This is a genomic window from Sphingobacterium detergens, assembly GCF_003610355.1.
Classification (GTDB): Bacteria; Bacteroidota; Bacteroidia; order Sphingobacteriales; family Sphingobacteriaceae; genus Sphingobacterium; species Sphingobacterium detergens.
The window spans coordinates 1,566,030-1,585,450 of record NZ_RAPY01000001.1 but is presented as its reverse complement, the minus strand read 5'-3'; the positions used below and the strand labels follow the sequence as shown (position 1 = coordinate 1,585,450).

The window sequence follows — 19,421 nt, the reverse complement described above, 5'->3', positions numbered from 1 at the left end:
TCCTTTCATTTGGTTATACAGATAGCTTAAATGTACACAACAAAAATCGACAATAATATGGAAGAAAGCAAATCGCGGAAGATGTTAAGAAATCTTAAAATTTTCTGTTTCCAATCCTCTTTTGAAAATTCGGGGCAGGAGTGGCACCAATGTTGATGTTCCCCTGTCGAATATTTTTAGATGCAGTTTACAATAAGATAAATGACGGAACACATGAAAGAGAGCAAAAACATTATTGAGATTTTGGACAATAAATATAAAGCTTATTTGGAAGAAGACGGAAAATGGCTCAATGAAGGATTTAGGAACATTTTTATAGAAGGAGAGGCCAGTAGAAAGAATTTAAAAACATCGGTTTACCTGATGTTGCCCGAAGAAATTAGGGAAGATGTAGATCAGCTATTATCGGACAACTTCAGTTAAAAGGGAACTAATCTACAGCAGGTTTTTTAATGTAATCAATTTTCCCCTTTTCCTCCTGGGCTTTGACCACATTCGCTATACCAAATCTTTTGATAGTTTGATAGATCTGCTGTTTCTCTTTTCTACTCAACACGTTTAACATCGTGAGTATCTCTTTTCCCTGTGTAGTTTCTAGTTCAAGTCTTGTCCCTTCCCAGATACTTGCAGTAATCCGGATGTTGACAATTTGTACGAATGGAACAAACACCAATAAATCGAGGTCAGCCATGGCTTTTTTGAACGCATGTCTTGCGGGCATTCTTTTGAAATAAAATCCCCTTGTATCTGTTTTCGCCCGAACGGCTTTTTTGCTGTTCTTTAACATCCAAAACCCGATCAGGATACATATCAACTTTAAAGGTAGCCATGGTATTGATCCCCAAAAAGGAGCCATGTCTACCCATAATGTTCCTGTTCCAATGAGAACTAAAATAACAGCGATCGTGATTCTTTTCCAGTTTGGATGATAATAAATCTTTTCAGACGGCACCTCATTAACCATAAGCTCCTTATAAATGAAGATCTATTTTTTACTTCACGTAATCAACCTATTCATTGATCAGTAGTAATGTAAAACGACAGATTATTTCGTAAATATAATCGTGTGCAACAGTCGATACGTCTTACATTTACAATTCGTCTGAAAAGATTTTATATTCGATCATACACCGAATTGTCGCAAGTGATGATCCATGTGTTTATACACAAAAATGCCAATTTGTTCCGTTTCCATTTTTCCGAAAAAATCGTGGACGAAATCTGGATTTGAATAGTGACCATAGGATTCAATTTGCTCCATCCAATTTTTTTTCTGGGCGGCATCAACCTGCCCCATATTGTCCTTAACAGCGAAAATTCCCGCAGGCACATTTTTTTTCAGTGGCTTATCGTCTTTTATCATACCTTTTAGGGCCATTTTCCCAAATATCTTCCCAAGAAATTCTTGTTTGTAATGATGTTTATTCCGGCCAAGCACCCAATCATTCCAGATTGTACAGTGTTTGATCATTTGATACACATTCATTTTCCCCCATTGTGCTGTGTTATTGGGGGTAAGGAGCTCGATCCTTTCGATCAGTTCTGCTCTTTCTGAGTTATTGAATATTGTTTTCATCTTGTTTTTTTTGTAAAGTTAGGGCAGATATGGCCGACCATTACCACGTAAAAATGACATTTGAGGGTGGTTTTCGTGCCAAAATTATGTGTACATTTAAGAGAGAAAATAACGGTGTACATAAATATTTACGGATGAAACATATATCAGTCATTATCTATAACAATGTATTATCTACGGCCGTATCAACTACGGTCGCTTTACTCATGAGCGCAAATGAAGCTGCTTTAAAAAGGGGGATGCCGATACCATTTGAGATTGAATTAATTGGGGTTGGTACAAAAACGGTGCAGTCCATTCTCCCGATCCAATTTTATTGTACGAGAATACTAGCGGAGGTCGCTCGAACGGATGTGGTTATAATTCCCCCCATGAATATCGCCGCTGGGCAGATTGAATCATTTCTAGATGACAATTGGGAGTTGATCGGTTGGATCAGAGATAAATATGAACGCAAGGCGGAAGTGATCAGTCTGTGCACCGGAGCCTATTTTTTGGCCGAAAGTGGATTGTTGGATGGAATGCCAGCAACCTCGCACTGGGACGCCATAACGGATCTGGCAAGGCGATATCCCAAGATCCTGTTTAAACCAGATCATGTGGTCACTCATTCCAAAGCAATTATTACAGGCGGAGGTGGTTTTTCGGCATTAAATGCAATGCTCTATTTTATAGAAAAAAATTGTAGCAAGGAAATCGCCATCGAACTCAGTAAGTTCTATGCATTGGATTATGGTCGTACCTCACAGAATATATTTTCAGTTTTCTCGGGGCAACGTCTTCACGATGATCAAGATATCCATCGGGCGCAAAGCTATATCGAAGAGAAAATTAAAGCAGATATTTCGGTTGAACAGATTGCTGACCATGTCAATATGAGCAAACGAAATTTTATTCGAAGATTTAAGAATGCAACCCGATTGAATCCGATAGAATATATACAGCGGACAAAGATAGAGGTCGCAAAAAAAGCATTGGAAATGGGGAATGCAAATATAGCTGATGTTACCTATAGTATCGGTTATAATGACTTAAAAACATTCCGCAGCTTATTCAAGAAAATAACCGGATTGACACCCATAGATTATAGAAACAGATACAAGGGCCAATTTGAGGAAGTTTAATGACTGGACTATCCGGCATCTCAAATCTGGATGATAATATGGATTCTTTTTACGAATATTTTTGCCTGTATAAATCAAAATATTTACTAAAATGAATTATCAAATTAAAAGAGCCAGTCTTGACGACTTGAACGAAACCGCAGAATTGTTTAACCTTTATCGAATTTTTTACCGTCAGGAATCTGATCTGGAAAAAGGGAAGACGTTTTTAAAAGAGCGATTTCTGAAGGACGAATCAATTGTTTTTCTAGCCCTGGCTGACGGTAAAGCCGTGGGGTTTGTACAATTGTATAAACTGTTTCATTACACTAAGTTAGAAATGCAATGGTTGCTGAGCGATCTGTTTGTCCACCAAGATTATCGTGGTAAGGGACTTTCAGTTGCACTGATCGATCAGAGCAAAGAATGGTGTGCTGAAACCGGTGCCTGCGGGTTAATGCTCGAAACAGAAAAAACAAATGACATTGGCAATACGCTATACCCGCGTTGCGGTTTTGAATACGATGGACTTCACAACTATTACCATTGGTGGAGTAAAAAGTAAACTGTATTTTGTCTAGTTCATATCATTAGATTATTTTATGGACTAGACATTTTCAGCTATTTTATGATTAAGAAAGTATCTGTTGACGATGATGATTGAGGTGGGCTACATAATCTTCCATCAAAAAGGCAAGTGTTAGATCATTACATTTTCGCATTGTCAGGCTTTTAGTAATCAAAGTCTTGAATAGAAATAAAAGTTGCTTGTTGAGCGCTAACCATAAATCAAGCAGCTGTTTAGTTTCTGACTGCTGATAATTTGCATTTTCACAAAAGTCATCCTGTGTGTAAAAGATCTGTGGGTTTTCTTCAGATTGTGCTCTGATAAACCGGAGGTAGTTTGTCATGGCGCTATCGATCAGGTGCCCTAAAATTTCCTTCTTGCTCCATTTTTCTGGAACTGGCTTTGCACTAAATGCTATGGTATCAATGGCCGATAGTTCGGTCGGGAAAGTAGCTATGAGCACTTCAAAGTCTTCTATAAAATCGTTCATTTTTATTGAATGTTAATATGATAATAGCTTATTGTTAAGCGATTGCAAGGATTGTTAATTTTTCAAAAAATAAATACTTTGTTTGAAATTTGACAAAACAATTTTACCGCAAGTCGTATTTAGAGATAAACTGTTATTGCAAATTAATAAATAGAAATTTATGAACAGAAATCAATTTGTTTTTAAATCCATCTCTTGTTTTGGATTAATGGCATCCCTATGGTTGACGGGTTGTCAAAAGCAGGTATTATCGACGAATGAAGATGATGCGGTGAATCGTTTGAATCAGTTAAATGCGCAGGCTGCCGCAGTAACGACAAATGCTGTTGTGGAATGGAACCAGGAACGTCAAAAAATAGACGGTTTTGGTGCCTTCGGGGGGCGTATTGTTCCTTTCTTTGAATCTCCGAAGAGAGATAGTATTTTGGACTATCTGTGGGGTAATTCGGGTTTGAAGTTGAATATATTGCGCGGCAAGGTATTACATACCTACCCATTCAATCAACAGAATAGGGTGGTGACCATTAAGCCTGCAGGGGTTGATATCGATGTCGCAGTGAATAGTCCGGCTTATCAGGCACTCTCGGCAGATGCGCGGGAGCACCTGGGACAGCTATGGATTCTAAAAAAAGCGAAGGAAAGATTTCAGGTCCCCGTTATTATCGCGAGTACCTGGACACCGCCGCTTTATATGAAGACGAATCCCAATAGTATCAGTGGTAAATGGTTTAATGGACTTAATCTGAATACCTCATCGACGCTATTTGCCCGCTATCTGGCTGGTTTTGCTAAAGCCTATCAAAATGAAGGGATCACAATTAATGCCATATCGCCAACGAACGAACCTGAAAATGTGTTTTCGGATTGGGATGCATCTTATTGGGCTTCGAATAAACTTGGTGAGTTTGTCACTAACAACCTCAGACCAGCCTTAAATGAAGAAGGTTTGCAAAGTACCAAAATCATCGCTTCTGAAAATGCGGCTTGGGGTACAGCCAACACCTTCCTATCTGGAATGGACAGGAGTAATGTCGATATTCTGGCAGGACATGGTTATGTTGAAATTACTGAGTTGATCGGCGGAAAAAGAGGTTTCAACCAAAGCCCATCAAAGTGGACATTTTCCACTGGCGGTAAACCCATGTGGGTAACTGAAGCATCGGACGATGGTGGAAACTACGATGCTGGAATTGAAGGTGGATTGAAGCTTGCCGTTAATATGCACAAATTGCTGGCAGATTGTGATGCCAGCGCTTATGTCTTCTGGCTAGGGATGCTCGCATTCCAAAATAACGAGGCCTTGATCTGTACACGAAGTGATGGTTCGTTGGAATTTACCAAGGCTTATGACGTGATGGGGCATTATTCCAGATTTATTAAAGCTAATTACAAGCGTATCAATGTGGCGGTACAAAATGCCAACGGATTACTGATATCCGCGTATAAAGATCCGCAAACAGGTAAATTTGCGATGGTCGTGACAAATACAGGTAGCAGTAGTGTCCCGTTGGATATCAATCTGTCAGGCTTTGTAGGGGGACAATTATCCAATTATCAGACTACAGCGACCAGTACAGGGCATTGGGGACTTGCCGGTATGGTTGCGCCAACGGCAAATGGGGTATATAGCTTAACTATTCCAGCAAAGAGTGTGTCGACTCTCGAAGGAACCAAACAATAAGGATATAAGCAGAAAAGAAGCAATCCGAAGAGTAAAAACATCCCCTAAGTAGTGCATGTGTGTAAGAGGGGGGACGAATAAAATGAAAGAAAATGGGCTGTCCGAAATCTTTTTGGACAGCCCATTTCTGCTTTCGAATTAATGCAGTGCGATTAATCCCATTTATTATTTGTCGAAACGGCATATTTACCTGCCCCCATAAATAGAAAACTTAGCCCAATCAGCATGTAGATAACCAAAAGCTCTACCGCCCAGCCCCCAAATTCATTCAATTTAAAGATATTACTACTTTGGGCGAGACAAATCGCCGTAAGACAGTTAATGGCGAATACTACACCCGCCAAACGTATGCGTAGACCAAGGATAATCATAATCGGTGCAATGACTTCGCCGACAAATACGCCATTTGCAAAAAAGGAGGGAAGTCCGATGCTGACGATGATGTCCTTAATGAACCCGATGCCATGGATTAACTTATTGATCCCGTACACCAACATGGGACCGCCAATAGCTACTCTACTGATTAAAATGCCTAAATCAAGATTTTTTTTCATTATAATATTATTTTAAAAGTTGTGTTTTACAAAAGCGCCAATATTTTCCAGTGTTTTTTTACTGTTATTAAATTGGTCAAAATTGGATGCCAGTCCGTACATAAGCTTGTCCTGTTTTAAGCCCAGCCGTATAAATTGAAGTCCACGCTGGTACATTTTGGTATTTACATTACCGATAGCAAGTACACTGAAATAGGCCTGTTTCTGTGCGGTTAAATAGGGAGTATACTCAAATGATAAGGACTGTTCGAGCGTAAATCCTTTTTGATAGGTAGTGCCTATAGCGTAAGAAAAAGACTGGGTAGGCTTGCTCACGCGATATTGTACAAACGCGCTAAAGAAGGCTCCGGGATTTTTCATTCCAAAAGCTGCATTCAATGTGAATCGTTTACTAACCGTATAGGAAGCCGTATTTCTGATAAAAAAGATGTTTTCTTTATCGGTTGTATATTCTGTGTCAAAAAGCGATAGATTGTTGATTTTTATTTTGTCACTGATCTTGTAACTGACGTGATGCATATAGAAGGATGAACGATGTCCCAGGACGACCTCAGGTGTATAGGATAGTTGCTGAGCATGTGTCGCCACAGCAACCAAGGTAGAAAGTGCAAGTGTAATAGCTATTGTCTTCATGTTCTCTCGTTTGAATTACGAGCAAAACTAGACAAGGCGGAGGGGATAAAAATTAAGAAATCTTAAGAAAGACGTGACAGGTGTTTTTTTCTCAAATAACTTAGGTATTCGACCGTAATCCCAAGATAAGAAGCAATCATATATTGCGGAAACCGTTGTTCAATTGTAGGATAATCAGCGGTAAATTTGCGGTATTTGGTATACGCATCAGAGCGTACATTTTCGAAAGTACGTTCCTGTAAATTTACATAGGCATGCTGAATTTTCAATCGCCAAAACTCGGATAGGGCAGGGACTTCTTTATACAATATTTCCAGATGGCGTTTGCTGATCTGTATGAGTGTGGTATCCTCATTTGCACGGATATATAAGCGAGATGGTAATTCACTCAGGTAGCTATATAGATCATTGATCCACCAATGTTCTATCCCGAGTTGCGTTATATGTTCTTTGCCATTCTCCTCCATATAATAGGCATATAGACTTCCTTTTACAATGAATCGCATATGTTTGGAAATCTGCCCCTCCTGAAGAACAAACTCTTTCCGTTTTACAACTTTTACTTCCAATTTTGGGAGAATGGACAGTATATCCGCTTCAGTGAGTGGCACAATCTCTTTGAAATGGTCGATCAATAGCGAACTGATAGCGTCTAAATTCATATCTCTTGATTAAAAACACCGACAGGCTTTATTGCAAAAATATCGCATTTGTGGGTGCCTAAATAAGACGCAAATTTAAGCAAATTTAGTGTTGATCACGACTGTTTCAGGACTTTGAACCCCATAATTTATCCAGCGCATATCTGCCACCACCTTGTAGGATGAGTGCGAGACAGATCCCCAAGACCAACAAATGGTATTCAAAACCCTCAGCACCAGCCGGCATTTTTCCAAACCAGTTCATAAAAAAACCATGTGCGGCGTGATCGACTACCATCATACCAATAAATAGAAAAAAAATAGCAATACTGGTGAGTCTGGTCAAAAAGCCCAATAGGATAAAAAATGTTCCCAGACACTCAACTGCAATTGCGCTTACGGCTAAGAACATCGGGAGATTGACATGACTGGTCATGTACGCAATTTCTCCTTGCAATCCGGGACCGTCAAACCAACCAAATAATTTTTGGGCTGCATGGGGAAATAGTACTAGCCCCAATGTTAGCCGCAAAATAAAGGCTGTCCAGCTATTGTCTGTTGACAGAATCCATTGTTTAATCTTTTTGTTCATCTTACTATGGTTTATGATGAACAAATTTAATTGGAAATTAACTTGTCAACCTGTGCTATTTGATAAATAAAACCGGTGCGATTTATCACAGATTTAGCTGTTTTTATACTGTTGTCCTTTGAGTCTACTCAGCGATTCCCTTGTAATACCAAGAAAAGAGGCGATATGTTGCTGGGAGATACGTTGTTCAAACCATTGATAACATTTCATAAACTCAAGATACCTTTCCTCAGCTGTTTTCTGCTGAAATAGTATTCTTTTCTGGAGGGAAACGAAGGCTTTTAGAAATATTTTCCGAAAATAGCTTTCTAAAGCTGGGATTTCAATAAACAGTTCTTCCAGCTTGCATTTTTCTATTAAGAATACCTCTGTATCTTCCAATGCATCGATATTGTAAACCGAAGGCTGTGCTTGCAAGGTACTATACCAATCTGAAATCCACCAGTTCTCAAAAGCAAATTGCACGGTATTCTCGCGGCCGGTTGGGCTAACCTCATATTGCCGCAGGGCGCCTTTGATCACAAAACACTCCCGTGTGCAGATCGTTCCCTCTTGTAGTAAATATTGGCGGCGGCGTATTTTTTTGTAGGTCAATGCTGCGCAAAAGCGTTCTTTCTCTTCCTCTGATAAGATACTGTGTTGACTGATATGATTGAGTATACTGTCGTAAACGATTGACATAAAGGGGTATGGTTCATATTTTCTCAAATATAATGAATAGCTGCTGTATCCTAAATAGACTAAGATCTATTTTTTACATTCTACAAAGTGTACCACTTCCCTGGAATAATAAATGACGTTTTTAAAATGAGTTTATGCGGATTGTAAATATTCGTGTTAATATCGCTCCATACGCTGTATATTTGGATATCTTTTACCGTTGGTTTAAGATAGAAAATGAAAAGATAATTTTGAGCAATTTTCCATGAAGCTATTTAGTGCTAGACATACAAGTATTCTTTCTTTACTGTTTTTATCGACACTGTTATATTCTTGTCAATCTCAGGATCCAGCGGTTGTATTCTTGGACAAATTAGATCCTAGCTTTGATGTTTCAACCTTTTATGCGCCGAAAATAAAAAAAACGGAATCCATGTTAGCTTCTGACGTGAAAGAGATGGATAAGAAAGCGTTAAAAGAGGCTTTTGAGACAGCCATGTTTAAGAAAGATACAATCGCGATTTTTGATAGTGAAGGAAGCTTGCCGACACCCTTTTACCTGGAGTCTACCTCCGGATGGGAGACCAAGAAGCTAAAACCGAAAAAATATTATGGTTACCGGTATACCACGGTGTCTTACAACGAAGACAAAGATACCTTGGCCATGTTGAATGGTGTCGCTTTTCCTGCGCTAGCGATGGCGGAAAATAAGGAAGGTAAATTCGCTTATTTATATGCGACTAAAACATCAAAAAACAAAACTGATTACCAGAGTCTTCAGGATTTTCTACAAAAAACATACACAGCCCTCAACATAGCAGAAGAAGCTGGTTCAGGGATAAAAGGCTGGGAAAGTCCAGATTTTTATTATTTCTTAACGAAGAAAGATCGGACGGAGGAGGAGATTTTCTCCTTTGGTGAATCCGAGGAAGATAAGCCCACCACGACAGCTATTTCAGAAATACTTTTGGAAATTTTTAGTAAGGAATATATTCAGGATATGCGGAAGGAGCAGGTCTATCTGAGAGACTATATTCCCGTTGTTAAATAAGAAAAGATTAGTTTGAACGACGATTATACAGCATTTTTTGAAATTTGTTTATATTTACGTCTTTGTTTTTAGGAAATCAATCAAACTAATCTTATTTTTTCTATGCCGGATACAAGAGTCTCTACCTCTGCATATGCTGATACCAAACCGCATTATAACGTGCTTGATGGTTTACGCGGTGTTGCAGCTATCACAGTAGTATGTTTTCACATTTTCGAAGCCTTTGCAACCAGCCATCTGGATCAACGTATTAACCACGGTTACCTCGCGGTCGATTTTTTCTTTATGTTATCTGGATTTGTCGTCGGTTATGCGTATGATGATCGTTGGGGAACGATGACGACAATGGATTTTATCAAACGGCGGGTTATACGGCTACATCCCATGGTTATTATGGGGGCAATCATTGGCGCTGTCCTATTCTATTTTCAGGGTTGTTCGGTCTGGGATGTATCCAAGGTGACCGTTTCGGCTTTATTGCTAGCGACGGTATTAAATGCACTGTTGATCCCTGCTCTCCCCGGACATGAAGTAAGAGGGCTGGGTGAGATGTTCCCGCTCAATGGTCCGAGTTGGTCCTTGTTTTTTGAATACATCGGTAATATCCTCTATGTTTTGATCATCCGTAAATTTTCAACAAAAGCACTTGGTGGACTTGTTGTCGCTGCAGGCTGTGGATTAGCCATATTTGCGATCTGGGGTCCTTTGGGCGATATTTGTGCGGGGTTTTCACTGACCGGAACAGAATTTACAGCGGGATCCCTACGTCTTTTATTCTCCTTTACAGCCGGACTGTTTTTATCGCGCGTATTTAAACCTTTTCGGATTAAAGGTGTATTTTGGATCTGTAGTATTATCCTTGTTTCACTTTTGGCGATTCCTCGTATCGGGGGAGCTGAACATCTCTGGATGAATGGACTCTATGATACGTTGTGCTGTGTGCTGGTTTTTCCACTGCTAGTTGTTCTGGGGGCTTCCGGAAAAGGGAGCAGTTTTACAAACAAACTGTCTAAATTCTTGGGAGATATCTCTTACCCTTTGTATATGGTGCACTATCCTTTTATCTATTTGTATTACGCTTGGGTGAAAAATGAAAACCTCAGTTTTGAGCAATCATTGCCCGGTGCTGCAGCGGTTGTTGTTGGTAGTATTGTGCTCGCTTATAGCTGTTTAAAGCTATACGATATCCCTGTGCGAAAATATTTGACCCAGCGATTTTTAAAATCAAAGGGAAAGAATTCAAATTAAGCGCAGAATAGGCCAGTAGACAAATCGTGTCAACTGGCCTATTTTCTTTTTAAACGATTATTTTTGAAATGCTCCAATCGCAATGCGATTTGCTTCTGATCTTGCCTTTCCGCTCAAATCCAATACGCCATTGATCGCTTGACTAATAAAATTTCCTTTGTCAAGGGCAGGAGATGAATCCCTTAATCCAAAATCTGCTTGTGTCGTTGATATAAACCCCGGATCCTGTCCAAAGATCGCATGCGTATCGCCAATAAGGGTTGATTTCCAGGTTTGTTGATCCCGAATGACTTTCCCATTCCATATCCACTGATCTTCTCCGGTACTGAAGTATAAATTGTAGTCAATCGCATTCGATTTACCTGTATTGGTGTATTTATGAATAAATACGCTATTGGGCATGGCAACAATAATATTATTTTGGATGATGTTGTCTATACAGTTCTCCACAAGTCGTATTTCACCTTCAATTTCATCAAAATATCCTTTGTCGATATTGTTATGAAATAGCGTATTATTCACAACATAACAGTTCAGCGTACCACCACCGGTGTAATTTAGATAGCCACCCAGGCTGATCCCCGCGAGTGAGTTGTTATAGACCTCGTTATTTCTTACAATACAGTCACGTGTGGGAAAATTGTCGGTTTCACTGACTAGGCCGATTCCGCGCCCACAGCGATAGACACTGTTTCTTTCAACAATGATATCCCGGGCTCCGTCGATGTAAATTCCAATGGCCCCGTTATGCTCAGCAAATGCAGGGATAGGACCAGTTCTACCATCAATATCATAAACTTCGTTTTGGCTGATCAGTCCATTACGTACATAGTTCAGGTTTGCTGTAGCATTGGCTGCATATCCTCCTGCTGCAACAATACCAATATTTTCGCCATTGTATACCTTGTTCCGTCTGATAATAAAGCCATCGACATATCCATTGATGGTGAGATTTTCGGAATAACCGGTATTGCAGTCATGAATTGTATTATCCTCCACAATAATATCCCGTAAGGCCTCGGCGGTATTGCCGATGACCAGAATACCATGCCCACTTCGGCCATCCTGTGGGCTGGCATTGTTCTCGATATGATGGACCCTATTATTTCGTACGGTTATGTTTTTCGAACCCTGGTCAATAATAATCCCATTCACATCATTGCCTTTGTCCTGTGTTTTAAAATTTCGGATTTCAAAACCGTCAAACTGAATAAATCGGGCATTTCTGATCGTTACCAATGCTTCTGTGCCCGAAATGGATAGTCCTTCGCCATCAATGGCCACAGCTTCATTGGGATAGGGCTTTATCGTAATGAGTTTCGCTGAACTTCCCGATTTTGAAATCAATAGTTTCTCATGGTAGGCACCTTCACGCACAAAAATGGTGTCGCCCGGTGATATTGCATCTAAAGCGCGAGCGATAGTACGAAAGGGTTTGCTCTCTGTACCCTTGTTCTGGTCATTACCGGTGACCGAAACGTACCTGCTTTTTTGAGGGGCTGAGTCGGTCTGAATAGGTTCGAGATGATCAGCATGATTGCATGCGGCGCACAATAGCAAACCTTGCAATAGTGCGTAGCTTAACGAAAATAGGCGCTTAAAAATCATATAAAGTCATTTGAAATTTGAAGAAGCTGTCGGAGACATAAAAGCGGAGCTTCTGAGAATGCATGAATTGAAAACATGTTGTCAGGGATACAAACAAAAATCAAGAAAAAGAGGGGTGTCCGACTGTTCTATTTCGGACCCCCCTTAGGTTATTCAGATATGATCTTTCGGACACTATTATTTTTCTTGTCGATGACGTAGACTGTACCATTTTTGTCTACAGCCACACCTTCAGGCACATTAAATGATGCAGCCTCGCCGACGGCATTTGTAAAACCTGCGATGTTAGATCCCGCAAATGTATTTACCTGGAATGTTTTGCCATCCACAAAACGAACGCTCTGATCTGGAGAACCGCTATCGCCGCCAGCAGTACCGTTTCCGGCAACATACACATTGTTTTGGCTGTCAGCCGCAATACCCCAAGGGAGTGCAAATTCAGCCGCCGTACTAACACCATTTTTATAACCATATTTACCGGAACCGACAATAATGGTAGGCTTCCAGGTTTTGGGGTCATATTTTCTGATTTGGTTGTCACCATGTAGACAGATGTATAGGCTGCCATCCGGACCGCAGGCCATACCTGCTGGAAAATTCAATCCATCGATGACGGTCGTTACTGCTGTACCATCTGTATTTAACTGATAAATAGGAGCGGGGGAGGTCACAGAATTATAGTATAGCTTTTTTGACACTCGGTCATAAGCAATAAACCAAGGTTCCCTTGCGGCCCAGGCGACAACCTTTGCCGTCCCATCGGGTGTTATCTTGCGGATATCCCAGTTTCCCGGATCAACAGCGTATAAGTTTCCCTGTTCATCGATGGTCAATCCATAAGGAAGGCTGAAGCGTGCTTCACCGCCTTTTCCGTCCGCCATACCGGCATTACTTGGGGATCCGGCTAAAGTACTGACGTTTCCGGCAGGATCGATTTTCCGGATACAGTGGTTACCGGGGTCAGTGACATAGACATTTAACGCATCATCTACAGCAATACCGCCACTACGATACCAGGACTCACCACCAAAATTGAACTTCGCATCAGCACCTTTTCCGTTGAGGAAGCCTGCTGTACCATTGCCCGCCAAGGTACTGACCGTTCTTTTGTAGATATAGCTGTAGCTATCTTTGGATGTCCCTGTTTTTCCCCCAATAGCGACCTCAATAGGTCCGCTACCAGCTCTTTTAGGGATTATGGCCATGATCTGGGTACCGTTTGATGCTATAATCTTTAAAGGTATACCATTGAGCTTAACGGAAATCGCAGCTGTGTCCGTTGTAAAGTTCTCACCATTGATCAGAACTTCTGTTCCATAGACACCTTGCTTTGGAAGGAAATCCGTGACAACAATGGCTGCATTGGGATCATGTGTCGCACCCATATGATCTTTCTTACATGAAAATATTCCCGCCAATATCGCAAAGGATAGGAGAGGGAAAACTAAATTCCTTTTATATATTAATTTCATCTGTCAATAATTTTTTTTCCATCCGCCAGATGGAGCTTATCCTATTTAAAATTTACATGTATCGGTGTGATAAAAATGAAATTTTAAATAGGAACGGTTCATAAATAGTAAAAGTTAAAATTCAAACCTTAATTACCAGCCTGGATTTTGAACAAGCGCCGAGTTCTTGTCGATATCATCCTGTAAAATAGGAAATAGATACATTTTATCATCCCAGTATCTGTTTTGCAATAAGTTTCTCTTATAGAAGTCCTGATAAAAAAATCCCTGATTGTTATCGTTTGAAGCGATACTCATCCGGTATATTGCTCGGGAGGCAGGATTTCCCATCATCAGTCGACGAATGAGGGTGAAATAACGGTCGCCTTCAAAAGCCAACTCAATTTGTCGCTCGCGAAGAATCCATTTACGTTGTTCGTCTTTATTACCTACCACCTGCGGATATACCGTTTCCAACTTAGGTAAACCGGCCCGTTGACGTATGAGGTTCAGATAGGTCAGAATATCAGGATGGCTCGGATTAACTTCATTTAGCGATTCGGCATAATTTAAATAGATTTCGGCCAAACGGATATGAATATACGGACGATATACGGCTCGATCCTGGCGAATATTACTGGCTGGACTGACATTTTTTTGTGCAAGGTATCCTGTTTTATCGGCACTATTTGAATTCTGGACCAAACCGGCTTTTCCCGAATAATAAAACTCGGCTCTTCCGCGTCCATCCTTGTTGCCGTCCGACGAAAAGAAGTTGCGGTCATCCGCTGTCGGTGCAGGTAGGATAGGCTTACCATTATAGAGGATATTGACGTAAAATCGCGCTTCCCGGTTTACATACATATTTGAATTGCCAGCGATGTAACCTCTATTGACGCCATCGCGGCTTTTGCCCCAGTCGGCTGGATCATCTGTTGCTACGAAACCATCCTCCCGATAACCAGAACTGGGATCGTCAATGGTTTTCCCATTGCGCATCAGGTGGGCATCCACCACATTTTGTGTGGCATTCATCATCGCAATCCCACCGGGTTCAGGTGCACTTCTTTTCTCATGTCCCCATTGCCAGGTGTCCGCTTTGTGCGTGGAAAAAATAATCTCACTATTCCAATTTGTTAAAAAGAGGTTACGGAAAGACAGGTAAGGATCGAATTTTGAATCTCCTTCATCCAGATTGGTAAAGAGCTTATAGGCATTTAAGTCAATAACAGCTTTTGCAGCATCAGCGGCCAATTGCCATTTATTGGCATCGTTCTGCAGTGGGGCAAGTGCCTTCCCATCTTTGTTTTTGAAATTTGCAAATCGTGGATTCCCATTCCATAAGGGACTTGCAGCCCATAGCGCCACCTGTGATTTTATGGCCAAACAGGATCCTTTGCTTGGACGACCATAATTGGAGGAGGCGGACCATACCACAGGAAGGTCTGCTGCGGCAAGATCCATCATGCTATTGATGTAATCGACACATTCCTGAAATGAATTGCGGGGATATTTGTTGAAATCTTCGTTCAAACCCAATGTCCCTTTCAACAATACCGCTGGGCCATATTGGCGTAGCAATTTCCAATAGTACCAGCCCCGCAAAAACCTTGCTTCGGCTTTGTATTGTACTTTAAGTTCTGTACTCAATGCGCCTTCAGGAACTTTGTCGATGTTTTCCTCAAAAATAAATGACTGCCTAATGGCGGTGTATGCGTTATTCCAATAATGCTGCCAGTACATGCTTTGTGCATTCCAGTTCCCGACAGCCATTTGCCGAACGTTCACAACAGGTATATTACATGAGCTTTCATCGCTGGCACCGAGGGTCGTAAAATCGTCTACTGGTGTTTCGATATAACTATAGATCTGGTTTAAGTAAGATTCTGCATTGGCCCGGGTCTCCCAAACCATGTCTGAAGTGAGGAGGTTATCCGGTTTTTTGTCCAAATAATTACAGCTTTGCATATTTTGGCATAAGGCTAGCGCTAATAGACCTGATGCAATATATTTTGGTGATATCTGTTTCATGGTTATTGTATAGATTTAGATTAAAACTGTGCCCGAACGCCAAAGGTGATCATACGATTTAATGGATATTTGGCGCCGTTGCTTCCCAATTCGGGATCCCAGAGCTTGAATTTGCTAAACGTCAGGAGGTTTTGGCCCGATGAATACACATAAAGCGAAGTGAAACCAAGTTTGTCCAATCCTTTTGCTTTAATAGTATAGCCCACAGAAGCCTGTTTCATACGTATATAAGCTCCATCTTTTAACCAGTGTGTACTGTTGATGTAATTGTTGTCACTGCCGCTGGCCATTGTTAGACGTGGGTAGTAAGCATCCTGACGTGGATTTTCTGCGGTCCAACGGTCTTCAACAATGGACATGGTATTGTTGGGGTAGATTCCCAGACCCGAAAAAGGGAGGACTCCGACACCATTGACCCCCATGCCTTTTCCGGGAATTTCGCTACCATTGGCCATGATGCCTACGTCAGCAACCCCTTGAAAGAATAGGGAAAGGTCAAAGTTTTTATACGAAACAGAAAAACCGGCACCATATAACCATGAAGGAAACCAAGATTTTCCAAGGTAGGTTCTGTCATAAGGATCAATTATATTATCGTCCTCGGCATTTAAGTTTTTGTAACGGATATCTCCGGGTGATACTGGGCTAAACTTTTGCTGCGGGGCGGATTCTATCTCTTCTTTGCTTGTAAAGTAGCCCAAGGCAATATGCCCCTGATATTCGCCAAAGCGTGTTCCTGTCCTGGACTGATAGCCGTAGCGCCTGGCTGGTTCATCCGCAAATACTATTTTATTGCGGCTATAGGTGACATTGCCAAAAAGGCGGAGCCCAACATCCCCAAATTTATCGTTGTATTCAATACTGGCATCCATACCCTTATTGTCCATTTCACCTATATTGGCATAAACAAAAAGGCTATTATAACCGGCGATGGAAGAAATGGATTCCCTAGCAATAAGAATATTTTTTCGGCGCTCGGCAAAACCGTCAAAGATCAGGTTGAGCTTGTTCCATAATCCGATTTCAAGACCGATCCCAGTTTTATAGGATTTTTCCCAGGTGAGATTTTCTACACCCATTACTCTTTCGGTTTTTCCGCCGACCCAACTTCCATTGAGACCAAAACCTGTAGAGCCACCGTCACCGATTTGCGTTAAGTAAGGGAAGCGATTTTGAGCATCGCCTATATTATCGTTACCAACAACACCATAAGATCCCCTGATTTTTAATAAGCTAAATGTCTTTTTCAAAGGTTCAAAAAATTCTTCATTGGAAATCACCCAGCCAGCTGAAGCGGAAGGAAATAGGCCAAACTTCTTGCCCTTCTCGAAATTTTCAGATCCTGTATAACCCGCGTTAACTTCTACAAGATATTTATCACGAAATCCGTAGTTAATCCTTCCGGCCAGACTCTGGTTGCGGTAGGGAATAGAACCAATAACACTGCCTGACAGACTGACCAGACGGTTACGCATATTATAGAGAAACATCCCACCGATTTTGTGATCGTTGAAAGTACGGTCATAGTTTAAATTACCTTCAAGATACATGACGCGTTGACCAAAAGATTCCTGACTGTAGTCCAGAAATTGCTGACCGACTCTGCTTTGGTTAAAAATGAATTCCCCTTCAGGTGTTCTGCCTGTCGCTTGCCATAAATCATTTTTCCCTGAGCGACGGTTGTTGAATTCGCCGTAACTGTCAAATGAGAACCGGGCATAGGCGGATAATCCTTCCGTAATTGCGTCTAATTTTTGATTAATGGTCAATACCGACTGCACAATGGGTTTGAATTCGTTGGAATAACCATTGTTTTGAACTTCATTTAATGGGTTTGCACCGCCACCACTCAGTGGTCCGGCCCATTTACCGTCCGGATATTGAATCGGATAGGCAACGGGCGTCGTTGCATAGGCCAAATACCATAAATCACCGGCACCGATACCGGGGTAGCGGGAGTTAACCAACATACCCGTTAAGTTGAGCTGAACGGAAGTAGTTTTTGATAAATTGACATCCACGTTACTCCGGAAATCATAGCGTTTGAAGTCGAGATTAGGATTGTAATTGTTTAAGTTACTGACCTTATAAGGGCCTGTTTGATTATAGTACGATCCCGAAATATAATATTTCACCGATTCACCACCACCGGTAATATTGATGTTGGCATTGGTGAGCATGGAATTCTTCTTATAGACTTCATCAATCCAGTTCACATTGGGATACATATAGGGATCCAGTCCACTTTTTGTTTTTTGGATCAACTCATCTGAATAGGTTGGGGTCGAGCCCATATTTGTTCTTGCTTCATTCTGCAGTTCCATATATTTTACGCCATCCAGCATTTGTGGCGTTTTTGTAAAACCTGAGAAGCCTGTCTCCGCCTTAAAGGAAATCTTTGGTTTACCGGCAACACCTCTTTTGGTGGTAATAATCAAAACACCGTTGGCGCCCTTAGCTCCATACATTGCCGTGGATGAAGCATCTTTCAATAGGGAAATACTGGAAATATCTTCGGGATCAATATTATTGAAAGATCCACCGAAACCACCATTGACATCATCACGTTGCACACCATCGATGATAATTAGTGGAGACGAATTACCGGCGTAGGTCCCGATCCCACGGATTGTAAAATTTGAATTGTCATAACCGGGTTCACCGCTTGATTGCACGGAGATAATGCCGGCGACTTTACCAGCTAAAGCATTTGATAAATTGGGAACCGGTGTACGCATATCGGCCATATTTACCGAACTTACAGCACCCGTAACATTGATTTTTTTCTGTGTACCATAACCTACAACAACAACATCATCCAGATTATTATTGGCCAATGCCAAGGTGATATTTAAATGGTCCTTGTTATCTGCTGGTCGTTCAGTGCTCTCATAGCCTACGTATGTAAATGTCAAGATCACCTGACCGGATCCGGATGGTGGGGCGATGGTAAAATCTCCCTTGCCGTCGGTTGTCGTTGTGATCTGGGTATTTTTTATACGTACGGTAACACCGGCTAATGGGTTTCCCTGTTGATCTTTGACTGAGCCATTGATGGCTTTTTGATTTTCGGTAACCTCTGCGGTACGAGCTACCCCCGTCGATTCTTTTGGACGTATTATTAAGGTCTTTTTGATGACCTCAAACTCAAGCGCCTGATTTCGAAACAAGGCTGTCAGCGCTTCATTTAACGTGGCATTCTCCAGATTAAGCGTGACAGGGCTTGCTTTCTTGATCAGCTTTGAATCATAAAGCAGATCAAGCTGTGCTTGTTTGCTGATTTCTGCTAGAACAAGATCGACCTTACTATTTTTAAAATGTAGGTTCATTTTTTGGCTATAAACCGGAGTTTTAGCCTGAACAACGCCAAAAAATGCGAGCAGTAGATAGAACTTCATAATCAATAGGGTCTTAATTAAGAACATATGCTGTTCTTTTCCCGGTATTATTTTCATAATTTTGTTAAGAATTAAAAGGTTAATTAATTTTTGACAGAAAATTTTTAAACTCTATTCGTAGCCGGGATGTGACAGC

At 41.1% G+C, this 19,421-nt stretch carries 18 protein-coding genes; 6 read left to right on the top strand and 12 right to left on the bottom strand.

The annotated features are described in order from the left end of the window. Window positions 1–213 precede the first annotated feature (213 nt). Window positions 214–423, top strand: a complete 210-nt coding sequence (locus DFQ12_RS06885; protein ID WP_120258220.1) for a hypothetical protein — start codon at window positions 214–216, stop codon at window positions 421–423. Between the two features lie 7 nt (window positions 424–430). Here the strand turns inward: DFQ12_RS06885 and DFQ12_RS06880 are convergent, their stop codons facing one another. Together DFQ12_RS06880 and DFQ12_RS06875 are read right to left on the bottom strand one after the other, a co-directional pair. Further along, window positions 431–964 (bottom strand): hypothetical protein, encoded by a 534-nt coding sequence (locus tag DFQ12_RS06880; protein ID WP_120258219.1) that lies wholly within the window; start codon window positions 962–964, stop codon window positions 431–433. Window positions 965–1,123: 159 nt separating this feature from the next. Next, a complete protein-coding gene (locus DFQ12_RS06875; protein ID WP_120258218.1) occupies window positions 1,124–1,576 on the bottom strand; it encodes a DUF1569 domain-containing protein in 453 nt (150 codons plus the stop codon). A 134-nt stretch (window positions 1,577–1,710) separates the two neighbouring features. On the opposite strand from DFQ12_RS06875, the gene DFQ12_RS06870 reads away from it, so the two are divergent. Then, window positions 1,711–2,700 (top strand): GlxA family transcriptional regulator, encoded by a 990-nt coding sequence (locus tag DFQ12_RS06870; protein ID WP_167457206.1) that lies wholly within the window; start codon window positions 1,711–1,713, stop codon window positions 2,698–2,700. Between the two features lie 91 nt (window positions 2,701–2,791). Beyond that, the gene (locus DFQ12_RS06865) at window positions 2,792–3,244 is read left to right on the top strand and encodes a GNAT family N-acetyltransferase (protein ID WP_120258216.1); all 453 of its coding nucleotides are present in this window, start codon (window positions 2,792–2,794) and stop codon (window positions 3,242–3,244) included. Between the two features lie 67 nt (window positions 3,245–3,311). On the opposite strand, the gene DFQ12_RS06860 is transcribed toward DFQ12_RS06865, so the two are convergent. Further along, window positions 3,312–3,737, bottom strand: a complete 426-nt coding sequence (locus DFQ12_RS06860) for a DinB family protein (RefSeq protein ID WP_120258215.1) — start codon at window positions 3,735–3,737, stop codon at window positions 3,312–3,314. A 160-nt stretch (window positions 3,738–3,897) separates the two neighbouring features. Between DFQ12_RS06860 and DFQ12_RS06855 the strand changes: the two genes are divergently transcribed. Then, a complete protein-coding gene (locus DFQ12_RS06855) occupies window positions 3,898–5,418 on the top strand; it encodes a glycoside hydrolase (protein WP_244211689.1) in 1,521 nt (506 codons plus the stop codon). Between the two features lie 152 nt (window positions 5,419–5,570). Here DFQ12_RS06855 and DFQ12_RS06850 read toward each other — a convergent pair whose 3' ends face one another. The 5 genes from DFQ12_RS06850 to DFQ12_RS06830 form a co-directional block, all read right to left on the bottom strand. After that, window positions 5,571–5,972 carry a DoxX family protein gene (locus tag DFQ12_RS06850; RefSeq protein ID WP_120258214.1) on the bottom strand — a complete coding sequence of 134 codons (402 nt, stop codon included), beginning with the start codon at window positions 5,970–5,972 and terminating at the stop codon, window positions 5,571–5,573. Between the two features lie 12 nt (window positions 5,973–5,984). Beyond that, on the bottom strand, window positions 5,985–6,605 hold the full coding sequence (locus tag DFQ12_RS06845) for a hypothetical protein (protein WP_120258213.1): 621 nt from the start codon (window positions 6,603–6,605) through the stop codon (window positions 5,985–5,987). A gap of 62 nt (window positions 6,606–6,667) precedes the next feature. Next, complete coding sequence (locus DFQ12_RS06840; protein ID WP_120258212.1) at window positions 6,668–7,267, bottom strand: Crp/Fnr family transcriptional regulator; 600 nt, start codon at window positions 7,265–7,267, stop codon at window positions 6,668–6,670. Between the two features lie 106 nt (window positions 7,268–7,373). Next, the gene (locus tag DFQ12_RS06835) at window positions 7,374–7,838 is read right to left on the bottom strand and encodes a DoxX family protein (protein WP_120258211.1); all 465 of its coding nucleotides are present in this window, start codon (window positions 7,836–7,838) and stop codon (window positions 7,374–7,376) included. Window positions 7,839–7,931: 93 nt separating this feature from the next. Next, window positions 7,932–8,519, bottom strand: coding sequence for a Crp/Fnr family transcriptional regulator (locus DFQ12_RS06830; protein ID WP_120258210.1), 588 nt, complete (start codon window positions 8,517–8,519; stop codon window positions 7,932–7,934). 412 nt (window positions 8,520–8,931) lie between these two features. Between DFQ12_RS06830 and DFQ12_RS06825 the strand changes: the two genes are divergently transcribed. Together DFQ12_RS06825 and DFQ12_RS06820 are read left to right on the top strand one after the other, a co-directional pair. Next, window positions 8,932–9,549 (top strand): hypothetical protein, encoded by a 618-nt coding sequence (locus DFQ12_RS06825; RefSeq protein WP_147420345.1) that lies wholly within the window; start codon window positions 8,932–8,934, stop codon window positions 9,547–9,549. A gap of 102 nt (window positions 9,550–9,651) precedes the next feature. Continuing rightward, window positions 9,652–10,797 carry an acyltransferase family protein gene (locus DFQ12_RS06820; RefSeq protein WP_120258208.1) on the top strand — a complete coding sequence of 382 codons (1,146 nt, stop codon included), beginning with the start codon at window positions 9,652–9,654 and terminating at the stop codon, window positions 10,795–10,797. A 57-nt stretch (window positions 10,798–10,854) separates the two neighbouring features. Here the strand turns inward: DFQ12_RS06820 and DFQ12_RS06815 are convergent, their stop codons facing one another. The 4 genes from DFQ12_RS06815 to DFQ12_RS06800 form a co-directional block, all read right to left on the bottom strand. Next, complete coding sequence (locus tag DFQ12_RS06815; protein WP_120258207.1) at window positions 10,855–12,405, bottom strand: DUF1565 domain-containing protein; 1,551 nt, start codon at window positions 12,403–12,405, stop codon at window positions 10,855–10,857. A gap of 149 nt (window positions 12,406–12,554) precedes the next feature. Next, on the bottom strand, window positions 12,555–13,877 hold the full coding sequence (locus tag DFQ12_RS06810) for an IPT/TIG domain-containing protein (RefSeq protein WP_120258206.1): 1,323 nt from the start codon (window positions 13,875–13,877) through the stop codon (window positions 12,555–12,557). 132 nt (window positions 13,878–14,009) lie between these two features. Continuing rightward, the gene (locus tag DFQ12_RS06805; protein ID WP_120258205.1) at window positions 14,010–15,887 is read right to left on the bottom strand and encodes a RagB/SusD family nutrient uptake outer membrane protein; all 1,878 of its coding nucleotides are present in this window, start codon (window positions 15,885–15,887) and stop codon (window positions 14,010–14,012) included. Between the two features lie 20 nt (window positions 15,888–15,907). Further along, window positions 15,908–19,342 (bottom strand): TonB-dependent receptor, encoded by a 3,435-nt coding sequence (locus DFQ12_RS06800; RefSeq protein WP_120258204.1) that lies wholly within the window; start codon window positions 19,340–19,342, stop codon window positions 15,908–15,910. Window positions 19,343–19,421 lie beyond the last annotated feature (79 nt).